Genomic DNA, 13,743 nt, shown 5'->3' with positions numbered 1-13,743 from the left:
CTCTTCGAAATTAAAGCTTCACCGGCTTGCCGGTGCGCACGCTTTCGTCGGCCGCGAGGCAGATCTTCAGCGACTGCACCGCGTCCTCCATGTGCCGGTCGAGATTGATGTCTTCGCGGATGGCCCTGAGCACGAAGGCCTGCTCGCGGTCGCAGAGTTCCTGATGGCCGGGCTCGCCCTCCATCGCCAGGTCCTCGTCGGCCTCGATGAACCGGCCGTCGCGCCCGGTCGCCGCACCGTGCAGCCGGATGACGGCGGTCCTGGTGTGCATGTCGATATCGTCGGACCTCGCCTTGTCGTCCATGACGATCGAGACCGAACCTTTCGGCGAGATGACGTCCTTCACGAAGAAGGCGGTCTCCGACATCATCGGCCCCCAGCCGGCCTCGTACCAGCCGACCGAGCCGTCCTCGAAGAGGACCTGGAGGTGGCCGTAATTGTACATGTCCGGGGCGATCTCGTCGGAGAGCCTCAAACCCATGCCGCGCACCTCGACGGGCCTCGCGTCGGTGATCTGGCACATGACATCGACATAGTGGACGCCGCAGTCGACGATCGGCGCCGTCGTCTGCATCAGCGACTTGTGCGTCTCCCAGGTCGCCCCGCTCGACTGCTGGTTCAGGTTCATGCGGAACACATAGGGCGGGCCGAGCTTGCGCGCCTCGGCGATCAGCCGCATCCAGGACGGGTGGTGGCGCAGGATATAGCCGACGACGAGCTTGCGGCCGTTCGCCCGCGCGCAGGCGACGACCCGCTCGGCATCGGCGACCGTGGTCGCGAGCGGCTTCTCGACGAAGACATGGCAGCCGGCCTCCATGGCCGTCACCGCATAGGCGGCATGGCTGTCCGAGTAGGTGTTGATCGAGCAGAGCTCCGGCCGGAACTCGAGGAGCGCATCCCGGAAGGACGGCCTGATCTCATAGCCGGAGAGCGCTTCCGGCAGCGCGACCTCGGACCGGTTGACGAGGCCGGCGATCTCGAAGCCGGGGTTTTCGTGGTAGGCGAGCGCGTGGCTGCGTCCCATATTGCCGAGGCCGGCGACGAGCACGCGGATCTGGGGTGCCGATGAGTTCACTTGACTGCTCCTGCGGTGATGCCGCGGATCAATTGCCGCGAGAAGATCACGTAGAGGACGAGGACCGGGAAGATCGCCAGCGACAGTGCCGAGAGCACCGCGTTCCAGTTGGTGACGAACTGGCCGATGAAGATCTGCGAGCCGAGGGTCACGGTCTTCGTCGTCTCCGCCGGCGCGAGGATCAGCGGGAACCAGAGGTCGTTCCAGATCGGGATCATGGTGAAGACGGCGACCGTCGCCATGGCGGGCCGCACGAGCGGCAGCACCAGCCGGAAGAAGATCGCATATTCGGAAAGCCCGTCGATGCGCCCGGCGTTCTTCAGATCGTCCGAGACGGTGCGCATGAACTCCGACAGGATGAAGACCGCGAGCGGCAGGCCCTGCGCCGTATAGACGAGGATCAGTGCCGTCAGCGTGTTGACGAGGTTGGCCGCCACCATGCCCTGCAGGATCGCAACCGTGCCGAGGCGGATCGGGATCATGATGCCGAGCGCCAGGTAGAGGCCCATCAGCGTATTGCCGCGGAAGCGATATTCGGAGAGCGCGAAGGCGGCCATGGCGCCGAAGAGCAGGACGAGCGCGATCGACACGACGGTGACCACGAGGCTGTTCTGGAAATAGCCGAGGAAATCGCCCTGCTTCAGCACCGTCTCGTAGCCGATCAGGCTGAACGTCTCGGGCGTCGGGATCGCCAGCGGCTCGCGAAAGATCGCGTTGCGGCTCTTGAACGAGTTGGCGATCGTGAGAAACACCGGAAACAGCGCGACGAGCGTATAGGCGATCAGCGCGGCGTGGACGGCGCCGGTGCGGACGATGGAGGTGCGTGCTTTCGACATGTCTTTCCTCCTCAGAACTGGTAGCGGCGCATGCGGCGCTGGATGACGAAGAGGTAGAGCGAGACGCCTGCGAGGATGATCAGGAACATGATCGCCGCGATCGTCGCGCCCATCGAGCGGTCGCCGAGCTGGAGCTGGAAACCGAAGAAGGTGCGGTAGAGGAGCGTGCCAAGGATGTCCGTCGAGCCGTCCGGGCCGGCGAGCGCCCCCTGGACCGTGTAGATCAGGTCGAAGGCGTTGAAGTTGCCGACGAAGGTGAGGATCGAGACGATGCCGATCGCCGGCAGGATCAGCGGCAGCTTGATCTTCCAGAACTGGCTCCAGCCGGTGACGCCGTCGAGCTCCGCCGCCTCGATCACCTCGTCCGGGATGTTGAGGAGGGCCGCATAGATCAGCATCATCGGGATGCCGACATATTGCCAGACCGAGATCAGCGACACCGCGATCAGCGCCGAGTCGGGCCGCCCGAGCCAGGGCGCGAACAGCCATTTCATCCCGACGAGGTCCATGAGGTAAGGCGCCACGCCCCAGATCGGCGATAGGATCAGCTTCCAGATGAAGCCGACGATGACGAAGGAGAGGAGCGTCGGCAGGAAGATCGCCGTGCGGTAGAAGGCGCTGAAGCGCAGCTTCGGGATCGACAGCATGGCGGCGAGCGCGATGCCGATCGGGTTCTGCACCGCCATGTGGATCAGGAAGAAGACGAAATTGTTGCGAAGCGCGTTCCAGAAATCCGCCGCCCAGCGCGGATCGCCGAACAGCACCTTGAAATTGCTCAAGCCCACGAAGGCATATTGGCCGTCGACCGTGTTGTAGAAGGACTGGCGCAGCGTCTCGATCAGCGGCAGGATCATCACCGCCGTGTAGACGGCGAGAGCCGGCAGCAGGAAGACGAGGATATGCCAACGGCGGGGGCGCTTGAGCGCGCTGGCGTCCATGGTGGTTTCGCGTGATTTCATCGGCCTCTGGCCCGTCCTGATCGCTGGCTCCCGGCCAGCCTCGATGTCGCTCGAAATGCGGCGCGTCTGCCGCCATGGCTCCAGAGCCGGATGCGCTCACATGCGTTCGCGCCACCGCTCTTTCCGTTTGTTTTGCCGCATTTGTGCGACGTCAGGCGATTCCACCTGACTGCAAAATGCCCTAGCGCCCCCAAGGGCGGAAAGCGGCGTCGGGTTCGTTGCGATCGCTCGCATGAAGACGGCCGCCTGTTCCTCACGCGGCGCACTTCATCTTGCTTTGCGCCGCTCCGCCGCCTCAACTGGCAACCCGGAGAGGGGCGCGCGGCCGGATCGCCACGCGCCCCTGTGGCTCACTTCGCCGGCTTGTACCAGCTGTCGAGGCCTTCCTGCAGCTTCTTGGCGGCGTCTTCCGGCTTCTCAGTGCCGTTGATGACGTTGGCAGAGGCCACCCAGGTCTCGTTTTCGAGGTTCGGCGTGCCGCGCGACAGGATCTGGTAGGTCGAGCGGATCGTCGACTTGCACTTCTCACGCCATGAGACGAATTCCTGGGCGAGCGGGTCGGTCATCTTCACCGCCGTCGAGTTGAGGCTGAAGAAGCCGGGGAGCGCGTTGGCGTAGATCTCCGCGAATTCGGGCGACGCGACCCAGGTCAGGAAGGTCTTGGCCGCCTCCGCATTCGGGCTCTTGGCGTTGAGGCCGATGCCGATGTCGTTGTGGTCGGAGATGTAGCAGGTGTCGCCCGCCTTCTTCACCGGCGGCGGGAAGGCGCCCATCTTGAACTGCGCCTGCGTGTTGAAGCCGGCGATTTCCCACGAGCCGGCCGGATAGATCGCCGCACGGCCGAGGGTGAAGAGGTTCTGGCTGTCCGGATAGGTCTGCGCCTCGAAGCCGTCGCCAAGGTAGTCCTTCCACTTGGCAAGCACCCGGTAGGGCTCGACCCAGGCGTCGTCGGTGAGCTTCTGCTCGCCCTTGATCAGCGCTAAACGGCCCTCCTCGCCCTTCCAGTAGTTCGGGCCGATGTTCTGGTAGCCCATGGTCGCGGCTTCCCAGAGATCCTTGGTGCCCATCGCCATCGGGATGTAGTTGCCGTCGGCCTTGATCTTGTCGAGGACGGCAAAGAATTCCTCTTCCGTCGTCGGCACGGCAAGCTTGAGCTGGTCGAAGGCGTCCTTGTTGTAGATGAAGCCGTGGATGACCGAGGCCATCGGCACGCAGAAGGTCGTTTTGCCGTCATCGGTCGTCCAGGCGGACTTGGCGACGTCGGAGAAGTTCTCCATGCCGGCGAGACCCGACAGGTCGGCGAGATGCTTCTTGTTGTAGAGTTCGAGGGAGGCGTCGAACGGCCGGCAGGTGATGAGGTCGCCCGCGGAGCCGGCGTCGAGCTTGGCGTTCAGGGCCGCGTTGTATTCGGTCGGGGCGGAGGGCGAGAAGACCACCTTGATGCCCGGGTTCTTCGCCTCGAAGGCCGGGATCAGCTTCTCCTGCCAGATCGCCAGGTCGTCGTTGCGCCAGCTCTCGATGGTGAGCGTCACGTCCTGCGCCTCAGCAAGCCCGGCCGAGCCGAGAATGCTCGAGGCGAGCAGCAAGCCTTTCATGGTGTTGCGGGTCATTCAGGTTCTCCCAGTTTTGAGCGCTCGGTGGCGCGGTTTGGATCCCGGTTTATCGTTCAGCTCCGGACGATGGCGATCGCCCGGCGCAAATTCTGGTCGGCCTCGTCCAGTGCGGCTTCGGCCTCGGCGACGTCGCCCGCGCCCGACGCGAGCAGGATCGCCAGCTTGACGGAGCCGGAGGCCCGGGCGATCAGACTGCCCGCCTCGGCGGCGTCGACGCCGGTAATGTCGGAGACGATGCGGATCGCGCGGCCGCGCAGCTTGATGTTGTCGGCGCGCAGATTGACCATGTGGCCGTCGAGCACATGGCCGAGATGGATGCCGACCATCGTCGAGAACATGTTGAAGGCGATCTTCTGCGCCGTTCCCGCACCCATGCGCGTCGAACCGGACACGACCTCCGGCGGCGTCTCGAGCAGGATCGAGACGTCGGCTCCGTCGAAAAGGGCCGCGCCGGCATTGTTTGCGACCGCGATGACCCTGGCGCCGCGCTTTCTCGCCTCGTCGGCCGCGGCAAGCGCATAGGGAGTGGAGCCGCTGGCGGAAACGGAGACCAGGCAGTCGCCGGCCGTGATGCCGGCATTCCGCACGTCGGCGCGTGCGAGCTCCGTGTCGTCCTCGTAACCGCCGGCGAGATCGCCGAGGCTCTGGGCGCCGCCGGCCAGGAGGATGACGATCTGTTCCTTGGGGATGCCGTAGGTGCCCGGAAGCTCGAGCGCATCCGCCATGGCCATCAGGCCGGAGCTTCCGGCCCCCGCATAGGCGAGCCGCCCGCCGGCGGCGAGAACCTTCGCGGCGAGATCCGCGGCCGCGGCGATCGCCTCGATCGCCCGGTCGACGGACTTCGCCGCCGCCTGCTGCCCGCTGGCGAGCAGGCGAAGGGCAGGCGCCGGATGCATCACATCCAGGCCCCTGGCATCGTCGTGGCGCTCTTCGGTCCCTGCAGGCGGCATCGTTCGTTCTCCTCTCCGAGAATTAATGCCAAAAAAATACCACTTGTCTAGGAGAAATTTAACTTTTGATGAGAGAAAGCGCGCTGTAGATAAAATTCTTCAATAAAAACAATTGTATGCATGGAATTGTCAATCTTCGCCGGAAATCATGCTTGGTTAATGGTATTTTTTTGGTATCTTGAGGAAACGGAGGTACCCATGGCGTCTTACCTGATCGGAATCGATGGAGGCGGAACGAGCTGCCGCGCGGCAGTCGCGGCTTCGGACGGCCGAATTCTCGGCCGCGGCAAGGCCGGCGCCGCCAACATTCTAACCGATCCCGAGACGGCGCTGCAGCATATCGCCGACGCGGCACGGGCCGCCTTCCAGGACGCGGGTCTCGATCCGGCCGGCATCGCCGAAGCGCGGGCGATTCTCGGCGTCGCCGGGCATAATGTCGGCGATGCCGTCCATTATGTGAAGAGGCGGCTTCCCTTTGCCGCCGCCGAAATCGAATCGGACGGGCTGATCGCGCTGCAGGGCGCGCTCGGCGACAAGGACGGCGCCGTCGCCATCCTCGGAACCGGCACCATCTATATCGCACGTGAGGGCGACAAGGTGCGCTACATCGGCGGCTGGGGCTTCACCGTCGGCGACCACGGCAGCGGCGCGCGCATCGGCCATGCCTTGCTGCAGGAAAGCCTGCTTGCCTTCGACGGCATCCACGAAAGTTCGGCCGTCACCCAATCGGTCCTGGCCGAGTTCAACAACGATCCGCGCGATCTCGTCGATTTCGCCCGCCTCGCCAAGCCCGGCGAGTTCGGCCGCTATGCGCCGCGCGTCTTCGACTGTGCCGGGCGCGGCGATCCGGTGGCACTCCGCCTCCTCAAGGCCGCCGCGACCACCGTCGACGAGGCGCTCGACGTGGTCGTCGCCCGGGGAAGCCGGACGATTTGCCTGCTCGGCGGGCTCGCGGCACTTTACCGTCCCTGGCTTGCCGAGCGCCACCAGCCGCTCTTCGTCGAGGCCGAGGCCGATGCGCTGACGGGGGCCGTGGCGCTTGCGGCCGTCCGCTTCGGCTCCCGGCCGGAGGTCGTTGCATGAACGAGCAGCTTGCCGCCATCCTGCCGCTCGAAGGCCTGCAGTCGGGAGGCGCGGGCCCGCTTTATCTCAAGCTCCGCCAGTCGCTCGAGGACGCGATACTCTCCGGCAAGCTCAATCACGGCGACGCGCTGCCGCCCGAGAGGGACCTCGCCGACTATGCCAATGTCAGCCGCGTCACGGTGCGCAAGGCCGTCGACGACCTCGTGCGCGACGGCCTGCTGGTGCGCCGGCACGGCTCCGGCACCTTCGTCGTGCGGCCCGTCTCGCGCGTCGAGCAATCGCTCTCGCGGCTTACCTCGTTTACCGAGGACATGGCCCGCCGCGGCCTCAACGCGCGGGCGGAGTGGCTGGAGCGGGGGCTCTTCCATCCCTCGCCCGACGAGATGATGACGCTCGGGCTTGCGGCCGGCGCACTGGTCGCCCGTCTCGGGCGGCTGCGCATCGCCGACGACATGCCGCTTGCGATCGAGCGCGCCTGCGTCTCGGCGGAATTCGTTCCCGACCCGCTTGTCGTCACCTCGTCGCTCTATGCCGAGCTCGAGAAGAAGAATGCCCGGCCGGTGCGCGCGGTGCAGCGCATCTCCGCCTGCAACATCAAGGATCCCGACGCCTCTATGCTCGGCGTTGCCGTCGGCGCGGCCGGTCTCTCGATCGAGCGCATCTCCTATCTCGCATCCGGGCGCGTCGTCGAGTTCACCCGCTCGCTCTACCGCGGCGACGCCTATGATTTTGTCGCGGAACTGACAATTCCCGAAAGCTGAAACCGCCCTAACTCATAAGCTTCGATTGCGCGGATCGGCACCGGGATCAGCGCGATCCAGGAAAGGACATGACCATGCAGACCAACATGCGGCGCGAGATCGACGAGATTCCCGAGGCCGCCGCCCGGTTGCTGGAGCGTTCGGCCGCAGCACTCGCCGCCGCCGGCGCCGCCCTTCGCGCCAAGGACCCGGCCTTTCTCGTGACGATCGCCCGCGGTTCCTCCGACCACGCCGCCCTGTTCCTGAAATATGCGATCGAGCTTTCGGCCGGCCGCCCCGTCGCCTCGCTCGGGCCGTCGCTTGCCTCGATCTACGGCGCGGAGCTGAAGCTCGGCGGGGCCGCGGCGATTGCCATCTCGCAGTCGGGCAAGAGCCCGGACATCGTCGCCATGGCTCAAGCCGCGACCCGCGCCGGCGCCGTCTCGATCGCGCTCACGAACACGCTGCCTTCGCCGATCGCGGCGGCCTGCACCCACCCGCTCGATATCCTCGCCGGCCCCGAAATCGCCGTCGCGGCGACCAAGTCCTACGTCAACTCTGTCGTTGCGGGCCTTGCCGTCCTCGGCGAATGGACCGGCGACGCGGGGCTCAAGCGGGCGGTCGCCGACCTGCCGAACCAGTTCGCCAGGGCGGTGAAGCTCGATTGGCAGGATTTCGCCGCCGATCTCGGCGAAGCCGAATCGCTTTACGTGCTCGGCCGCGGCCCGGCGCTCGCGATCGCCAGCGAAGCGGCGCTGAAGTTCAAGGAGACGTCGGGCATGCATGCCGAGGCCTATTCCGCGGCGGAGGTGCTGCACGGACCGGTGGCGCTCGTCGGCCCGCGGTTCCCGGTGCTGGTCCTTGCCGCACGCGATGCGGCCGAGGCCTCGGTCGCCGATATCGCCGACGGCATGAGCGCCAAGGGCGCGGTCGTGCACGTGACCTCGGCCCGGGCGACGAAGGCGAAGCGCCTGCCTTTCGTCGAGACCGGACATCCGCTCACCGACGCGCTGGCGCTGATCCTGCCGTTCTACGGCTTCGTCGAAGCTTGGTCTCGCTCGCGCGGCCTCGACCCCGACGCCCCCGCGAGCCTCAACAAGGTGACGGAGACACGATGACTGCGAAGAAGAAGATCATCGGCGCGCGGATTTTCGACGGCATCGACTGCCACGACGGCGCCGCCCTCGTCATCGAGGGGGGGCATATCAAGGCGATCGTTCCCGCCGCAGCCGCGGGAGACGATGCCGAGACGATCGATGCGCGCGGCCTTCTCCTCGTTCCCGGCTTCATCGACCTGCAGGTCAACGGCGGCGGCGGTGCGCTCTTGAACGAGCAGCCGACGCTCGACGGCATCCGGCAGATCTGCGAGGCGCATGCGCAATTCGGCACGACGGCGCTGTTGCCGACGCTGATCACCGACAGGCGGGACATCAGGACCGCTGCCATCGAGGCCGGGCTTGCCGCCAAGGCCGCGCTGGTGCCCGGCTTCCTCGGCCTGCATCTCGAGGGACCGCATCTGTCGGTCGCGCGCAAGGGCGCCCACGATCCGTCGCTGATCCGGCCGATGGAGGATGACGACCTCCGGGAAATGCTCGCCTGCGCGAAGGCGCTCGGCTGCCTGATGGTCACCGTCGCCCCGGAAAACGCGACGAAGGAGCAAGTGCGCGCGCTCGCCGACGCCGGCGTCGTCGTCAGCCTGGGCCATACCGATGTCGACTACGACACCGCCTGCGCCTATGCGAAAGCCGGTGCGCGGACCGTCACCCATCTCTTCAACGCGATGAGCGGGCTCGGCCACCGTGAACCGGGCGTCGTCGGCGCGGCCCTCGCCACCGGCACCCTGCATGCCGGCCTGATCGCCGACGGCTTCCATGTCGATCCGGCGACGATGGGCATCGCCATCCGCGGCAAGCGCGGGCCGGGCCAGATCTTCCTCGTCACCGACGCGATGTCGCCGATCAGCACCGATCAGACGAGCTTCCTCCTAAACGGCCGCGAGATCCTGCGCCAGGGCGGGCGGCTGACGCTCGCCGACGGCACGCTCGCCGGCGCCGACATCGACATGCTCTCCTCCGTCCGCTTCGTGCACGAGAAGCTCGGCCTGCCGGTCGAGGAGGCGATCCGGATGGCCTCCGCCTATCCAGCCGACGTCATGGGCATCGCCTCGCACAAGGGCCGGCTCTTGCCCGGCACGGATGCCGATTTCGTGCTGCTGACGCCGGAGCTCGCCATGCGCTCGACCTGGATCGGCGGCGAGATTGTCTTCGCCGCCTGAGGCAGCGGGTCACGCCGAGAAAAGCCCCTCACCCTCCCCGTTCTGACGGCGACAGGGGACTGGGGCGCCGCCGCGCGTCCCCTTCGCCCCGCTTGCGGCGCTTGCGGGGAGAAGGTGGCCGGCAGGCCGGATGAGGCGGGCGCGGGAGAATCGGTCTCCGACCCGACTCCTCCAGCCGCGACCGGGGTCAAGAGCTCGCCTGCAAGGCCTCGAGCCGCGCCTTCAGCGCTTTCACCGCTGCCGCATCGGTGCGGCGACGGCCCTCGGCGGCAAAGCCCATATCGATGAGCCGTCGGTCCCTGGTCGACTCGCTGAGCGAGCAGGACGAGTGGACCTCCGTCACCGCGAGCCTCGGCAGCAGCAAGCCGATCGTGTCGACGGTGATGCCGGAACCGGGCATGATCGAGATCCGCCCGGCGGCGAGTTCGACGAGCCCGGCCAGCGTCTCGACCGCTTCCGGCGCGCTTCTCGCGCCGCCCGAGGTCAGGATGCGCTCGAAGCCGAGATCGACGGCGAGCGAGATCGCCTCGGCGAAATCCGGCGTGAGATCGAAGGCGCGATGGAGGGTGAGCCCCAGGCCGGCGGCGTGGCCGGCGAGCTTCGTCAGCATGCGTGCGTCGAGCCGGCCGTCGGCGAGCGACGCCCCGAGCACCACGCCGGCAAGCCCCACCTCGCGGGCTTGATCGATGTCCCGGCGCATCACGTCGAGATCGGCGGCGCCATAGACGAAGTCGCCGGGGCGCGGGCGGATCATCGCATAGACTGGCACCGGCGGCGGGCCGGCAAGCGCCATCAGCCCGGCACTCGGCGTCAGCCCGCCAAGGGCAAGGGCGGAGCAGAGTTCGATCCGGTCGGCGCCGCCGTCGATCGCCGCGGCGAGGCCCGCCGCGTCGTCGACGCAGACCTCGAGCTTTATGCCGGTCATGATGCCTTCCCTTCAAAGCCGAGCAGGGCGGCGCCGATCAGGCCCGGTTCCACCCGGCACGCGCCGCGCACGACCAGCGGCCGGTCGAAGCGTCGGAGAATCCGCTGGCGCACGCTGCGGTCGATTTCGGCCAGCAGCGCTTCGGCGTTGGAGAGGCCGCCGCCGACCGGCACGATCGTCGCGCCGGTGATGTTGATCGCCAGCGCCAGGGGCGAGCTGACGAGGTCGACGAAGACGTCGATCGTCCGCGCCGCTTCGGCATTGCCGCCCTGCCAGGTGTCGATAATCTCGTGGCTCGCCAGCGCCTTGCCGTGGACCGTCTCGTGTAGCCGCTCCAGTCCGCGGGCGCCGCCGACGGTATCGACACAGCGGCTCTGGCCGCAACCGCAGGGAAAGGCCGGGATGGCGATCGGCGGATGCCCGGCCTCGGCCGCGACGGAGGGTCCGTGGCCCCATTCGCCGGCGAAGCCGCCATCGGCGTTGATCAGCCTGCCCTCGACCACCAGCCCGCCGCCGACGCCGGTGCCGAGGATCGCGCCGAAGACGATGCGATGACCGCGGCCGGCGCCGATGCCCGCTTCGGCGAGCGCGAAGCAGTCGGCATCGTTGGCGATCACGATCGGCAGGTGCAGCGCCGATTCGAGCTCGGCCGCGAGTTCACGCCCGTCGATGCAGGGGATGTTGGCGCATTTGATCCGGCGCGTTTCGGGATCGATGACGCCGGTGATCGAGATCGCCACCCGTTCCGGCAGCCCGCCCGCTTCGTCGAGCAGCGATTCCAGCACCTGGACGAAGCGCCGAAAATCATCGAGCGGCGTCGTGCGCCGCGGCAGCGGAAAGATCCGCTCCGGCGAATGGGTGATCGCGCCCTTGATCGCCGAGCCGCCGATGTCGAAGCAGACGATCATGCCTCGCCCCGGATCAGCGCCTCGAGGGCGAGTGCGGCGGAAAGCAGCCGGTCATCCTGATGGTGCGGCGCGGAGAGGAGGAAGCCGACCGGCAGGCCCGCCGCGCCCTCGCCGCAGGGGATCGAGACGCCGCAGAAATCGAGGAAGTTGCCGATCAAGGTGTTGCGCAGCGTCTTCGCATTCACCTTGAAGAAGAGGTCGTCGTCGGCAAGCAGCGGCGCGACCGGCGGCGCCACATGCGGCAGGGTCGGATGCGCAAGGAACTCTCCGCCCTTGAGGCGCTCGACCGTCTCGTGGATCAGCCGGTCGCGGGCCTCGAGAAGGGCGATATAGTCGCTGACGGTGATCTTCTCGCCGAGGCGGATGCGCGCGACGACGCGGTGATCGATCCGAGCGGCCTCAGGGCCGGCGAGGCGCTCGCGGTGGAGCGCATGGGCCTCCGCCGTCACCAGCGCGCCGTGGCGCGCCGTCAGCTCGAAGACCTCGGAAAAGCTCGGGAAGGGTTGGCGCCGGACCTTGACGCCCGCCGCCTCCAGTCTCCTGACCGCCGCCTCGAAGGTGCGGACGACTTCCGGCTCGGCGTCGTCGAAGACGACGGTTTCCGGCACGATGATCGAAAGGTCGCCAAGCTCGGCCCGGCGGATCACCGGCGCGGTCAGCCCGTGCATTCCCGCATCCGCCCAGATGGCGTCCTCGACCGTATGGCAAAGGGGGCCGAGCGAATCGAGGCTCCCGGCGAGCGGGAAGACGCCCTTCATCGCATAGCGCCCGCGCGTCGCCTTGTAGCCGACGATGCCGGTCAGCGCCGCCGGAATACGGACCGAGCCGCCGGTGTCGGTGCCGATCGCCAGCGGCACGAGCCCGGCGGCGACTGCCGCCGCCGAACCGGAGGAGGACCCGCCCGGGATACGATGCTCGTCCGCCGAGGCCGGGTTGCGGGGCGTGCCGTAATGCGGGTTCACGCCGAGGCCGGAAAAGGCGAACTCGCTCATATTGGTGCGGCCGACGCTGACCATGCCGGCACCGGCGAGCGCGGCGACCACCGTTGCGTCGGCGGCCGCCGGCGGGCTGTCCGCGAGCACGACGGAGCCGGCCGTCGTGACGCTGCCGGCAAGATCGAAGAGGTCCTTCCAGGCGACGGGCAGGCCGTCGAGCAGGCCGAGCGAGCGGCCGGCCTTGATGCGCGCGGAGGCGGCCTTCGCTTCCCGTTCCGCCCGCTCGCGCGTCAGCCCGACGAAGATCGACCGGTCGGCATGGCTTTCGATCCGGCTCAGGGTCTCCATCGCGAGTGCGGCGGGATCGAGCTGCCCCGATTGCACGAGAACGGCGAGGCTCGCGAGCGTCTTCTGATTGGTCATGATGTCTCCCCTCCTGCATGTCACCTCGAGACCGGAGCCGGTTGAAGGACGCGCCGCGGACGTGGCGACGCCTATCGTCCTAACATATCGTCGCGCCTGCCGATTGCCAGCGCCTGTCGCCCCAGCCCGTTGATTGTCCAGCCCGTTGATTGCCAAGAACATAACGGCGAGGCATGGGGACCGCCTTGTCGCTGCCGATGCGCTCGCCTACATGGCTCTCGATCCACTTGCCTGAGGGAGACCGGTCATGATTCTCGATGCGGCGCGACTTGCCTTCGCCAATCTCTTCGCGGCGGAGACCCGCACGGTCTTCTGGAAGGTCATCGGGCTGACGCTGCTGGCGCTGGTCGCGCTCTGGTTCGCCCTGCGCGAACTCTTCGCCTGGCTGGCGCTGCCCTGGCTCGACGCGCTGATGCCCGGCACCCCCGAATGGGCCGGCTGGCTCACCTTCGTGGTCGGCATCCTGGCGAGCCTCGGTCTCGCTCTCGGGCTGGCGCTGCTGCTCGCGCCGGTGACCGCGCTGATCGCCGGCTTCTTTCTCGACGATGTCGCCGAGGTGGTGGAGAAGCGCGACTATCCGTCAGAGGCGCCGGGCACGCCGCTGCCGCTTGCCGAGGCGATCGCGAGCTCGGCCAAATTCCTCGGCGTCGTCATCCTCGGCAACATCGTCGCGCTCCTGCTTCTGCTGGTGCCGGGCGTCAATCTCATCGCCTTCTTCCTCGTCAACGGCTATCTGCTCGGACGGGAATTCTTCGAATTCGCCGCCATGCGCCATCGTCCGCCGGCGGAAGCGCGGCTCTTCCGCCGCAAGCACCGGGCGACGGTGTTTCTCGCCGGCCTCGTCCTGGTCGCCTTCCTCGCCGTGCCTCTGCTCAACCTGCTGACACCGCTCTTCGCGGCCGGCATGATGGTGCACCTGCACAAGATGCTGTCGGCCCGCGACCCGGGTTTCGCCCGCGCCATGGCCGTGGCGCGAGGCTGAACGCTTGAAGAGATAGGCGGCGGCGCGAACGCTTTTGGG

Annotated in this window: 13 protein-coding genes; 5 read left to right on the top strand and 8 right to left on the bottom strand. The window is 67.4% G+C overall.

Annotation, left to right across the window (positions count from 1 at the left end; all coding sequences use genetic code 11):
• Window positions 1-10 precede the first annotated feature (10 nt).
• The 5 genes from ATB98_RS08545 to ATB98_RS08525 form a co-directional block, all read right to left on the bottom strand.
• Window positions 11-1,075, bottom strand: coding sequence for a Gfo/Idh/MocA family protein (locus tag ATB98_RS08545; protein ID WP_066871950.1), 1,065 nt, complete (start codon window positions 1,073-1,075; stop codon window positions 11-13).
• Window positions 1,072-1,911: a carbohydrate ABC transporter permease gene (locus ATB98_RS08540; RefSeq protein ID WP_066871947.1), complete on the bottom strand. Its 840-nt coding sequence runs from the start codon at window positions 1,909-1,911 to the stop codon at window positions 1,072-1,074. Before ATB98_RS08540 ends, ATB98_RS08545 begins: the two co-directional genes overlap by 4 nt.
• An 11-nt stretch (window positions 1,912-1,922) precedes the next feature.
• Window positions 1,923-2,870 carry a carbohydrate ABC transporter permease gene (locus ATB98_RS08535; protein ID WP_066871943.1) on the bottom strand — a complete coding sequence of 316 codons (948 nt, stop codon included), beginning with the start codon at window positions 2,868-2,870 and terminating at the stop codon, window positions 1,923-1,925.
• Between the two features lie 350 nt (window positions 2,871-3,220).
• A complete protein-coding gene (locus tag ATB98_RS08530) occupies window positions 3,221-4,480 on the bottom strand; it encodes an ABC transporter substrate-binding protein (RefSeq protein WP_066871940.1) in 1,260 nt (419 codons plus the stop codon).
• 56 nt (window positions 4,481-4,536) lie between these two features.
• Window positions 4,537-5,433 carry an N-acetylmuramic acid 6-phosphate etherase gene (locus ATB98_RS08525; RefSeq protein ID WP_066871937.1) on the bottom strand — a complete coding sequence of 299 codons (897 nt, stop codon included), beginning with the start codon at window positions 5,431-5,433 and terminating at the stop codon, window positions 4,537-4,539.
• 198 nt (window positions 5,434-5,631) lie between these two features.
• On the opposite strand from ATB98_RS08525, the gene ATB98_RS08520 reads away from it, so the two are divergent.
• The 4 genes from ATB98_RS08520 (at window position 5,632) to nagA (ending at window position 9,531) form a co-directional block, all read left to right on the top strand.
• Window positions 5,632-6,516: an N-acetylglucosamine kinase gene (locus ATB98_RS08520; protein WP_066871934.1), complete on the top strand. Its 885-nt coding sequence runs from the start codon at window positions 5,632-5,634 to the stop codon at window positions 6,514-6,516.
• Window positions 6,513-7,277: a GntR family transcriptional regulator gene (locus tag ATB98_RS08515; RefSeq protein ID WP_066871931.1), complete on the top strand. Its 765-nt coding sequence runs from the start codon at window positions 6,513-6,515 to the stop codon at window positions 7,275-7,277. The genes ATB98_RS08520 and ATB98_RS08515 overlap by 4 nt, the downstream gene beginning before the upstream one ends.
• Before the next feature lie 74 nt (window positions 7,278-7,351).
• Entirely contained in the window at window positions 7,352-8,374 is a 1,023-nt protein-coding gene (locus ATB98_RS08510) for an SIS domain-containing protein (protein WP_066872095.1), read from the top strand.
• On the top strand, window positions 8,371-9,531 hold the full coding sequence (gene nagA / locus ATB98_RS08505) for an N-acetylglucosamine-6-phosphate deacetylase (RefSeq protein WP_066871928.1): 1,161 nt from the start codon (window positions 8,371-8,373) through the stop codon (window positions 9,529-9,531). Before ATB98_RS08510 ends, nagA begins: the two co-directional genes overlap by 4 nt.
• A 187-nt stretch (window positions 9,532-9,718) precedes the next feature.
• On the opposite strand, the gene ATB98_RS08500 is transcribed toward nagA, so the two are convergent.
• The 3 genes from ATB98_RS08500 to ATB98_RS08490 are packed head-to-tail and all read right to left on the bottom strand — an operon-like array spanning window position 9,719 to window position 12,722.
• On the bottom strand, window positions 9,719-10,456 hold the full coding sequence (locus ATB98_RS08500; protein WP_066871924.1) for a copper homeostasis protein CutC: 738 nt from the start codon (window positions 10,454-10,456) through the stop codon (window positions 9,719-9,721).
• Complete coding sequence (locus ATB98_RS08495; RefSeq protein WP_066871921.1) at window positions 10,453-11,364, bottom strand: ROK family protein; 912 nt, start codon at window positions 11,362-11,364, stop codon at window positions 10,453-10,455. Before ATB98_RS08495 ends, ATB98_RS08500 begins: the two co-directional genes overlap by 4 nt.
• Complete coding sequence (locus ATB98_RS08490) at window positions 11,361-12,722, bottom strand: amidase (RefSeq protein WP_066871918.1); 1,362 nt, start codon at window positions 12,720-12,722, stop codon at window positions 11,361-11,363. Before ATB98_RS08490 ends, ATB98_RS08495 begins: the two co-directional genes overlap by 4 nt.
• Window positions 12,723-12,969: 247 nt before the next feature.
• Between ATB98_RS08490 and ATB98_RS08485 the strand changes: the two genes are divergently transcribed.
• Window positions 12,970-13,704 carry a sulfate transporter family protein gene (locus ATB98_RS08485; RefSeq protein WP_066871915.1) on the top strand — a complete coding sequence of 245 codons (735 nt, stop codon included), beginning with the start codon at window positions 12,970-12,972 and terminating at the stop codon, window positions 13,702-13,704.
• Window positions 13,705-13,743 lie beyond the last annotated feature (39 nt).

Source organism: Sinorhizobium saheli (genome assembly GCF_001651875.1).
Lineage (GTDB): Bacteria > Pseudomonadota > Alphaproteobacteria > Rhizobiales > Rhizobiaceae > Sinorhizobium > Sinorhizobium saheli.
Note: the sequence above shows the minus strand (reverse complement) of the source record. Positions and strands in the feature narration are given on the sequence as shown.

What these genes read in the sequence shown, in the direction of transcription:
- ATB98_RS08540 (WP_066871947.1), bottom strand. Translation starts at nt 1,911, where the DNA reads ATGTCGAAAGCACGCACCTCCATCGTCCGCACCGGCGCCGTCCACGCC.
- ATB98_RS08495 (WP_066871921.1), bottom strand. Translation starts at nt 11,364, where the DNA reads ATGATCGTCTGCTTCGACATCGGCGGCTCGGCGATCAAGGGCGCGATC.
- ATB98_RS08530 (WP_066871940.1), bottom strand. Translation starts at nt 4,480, where the DNA reads ATGACCCGCAACACCATGAAAGGCTTGCTGCTCGCCTCGAGCATTCTC.
- ATB98_RS08535 (WP_066871943.1), bottom strand. Translation starts at nt 2,870, where the DNA reads ATGAAATCACGCGAAACCACCATGGACGCCAGCGCGCTCAAGCGCCCC.
- ATB98_RS08520 (WP_066871934.1), top strand. Translation starts at nt 5,632, where the DNA reads ATGGCGTCTTACCTGATCGGAATCGATGGAGGCGGAACGAGCTGCCGC.
- ATB98_RS08510 (WP_066872095.1), top strand. Translation starts at nt 7,352, where the DNA reads ATGCAGACCAACATGCGGCGCGAGATCGACGAGATTCCCGAGGCCGCC.
- nagA (WP_066871928.1), top strand. Translation starts at nt 8,371, where the DNA reads ATGACTGCGAAGAAGAAGATCATCGGCGCGCGGATTTTCGACGGCATC.
- ATB98_RS08490 (WP_066871918.1), bottom strand. Translation starts at nt 12,722, where the DNA reads ATGACCAATCAGAAGACGCTCGCGAGCCTCGCCGTTCTCGTGCAATCG.
- ATB98_RS08525 (WP_066871937.1), bottom strand. Translation starts at nt 5,433, where the DNA reads ATGCCGCCTGCAGGGACCGAAGAGCGCCACGACGATGCCAGGGGCCTG.
- ATB98_RS08500 (WP_066871924.1), bottom strand. Translation starts at nt 10,456, where the DNA reads ATGACCGGCATAAAGCTCGAGGTCTGCGTCGACGACGCGGCGGGCCTC.
- ATB98_RS08485 (WP_066871915.1), top strand. Translation starts at nt 12,970, where the DNA reads ATGATTCTCGATGCGGCGCGACTTGCCTTCGCCAATCTCTTCGCGGCG.
- ATB98_RS08515 (WP_066871931.1), top strand. Translation starts at nt 6,513, where the DNA reads ATGAACGAGCAGCTTGCCGCCATCCTGCCGCTCGAAGGCCTGCAGTCG.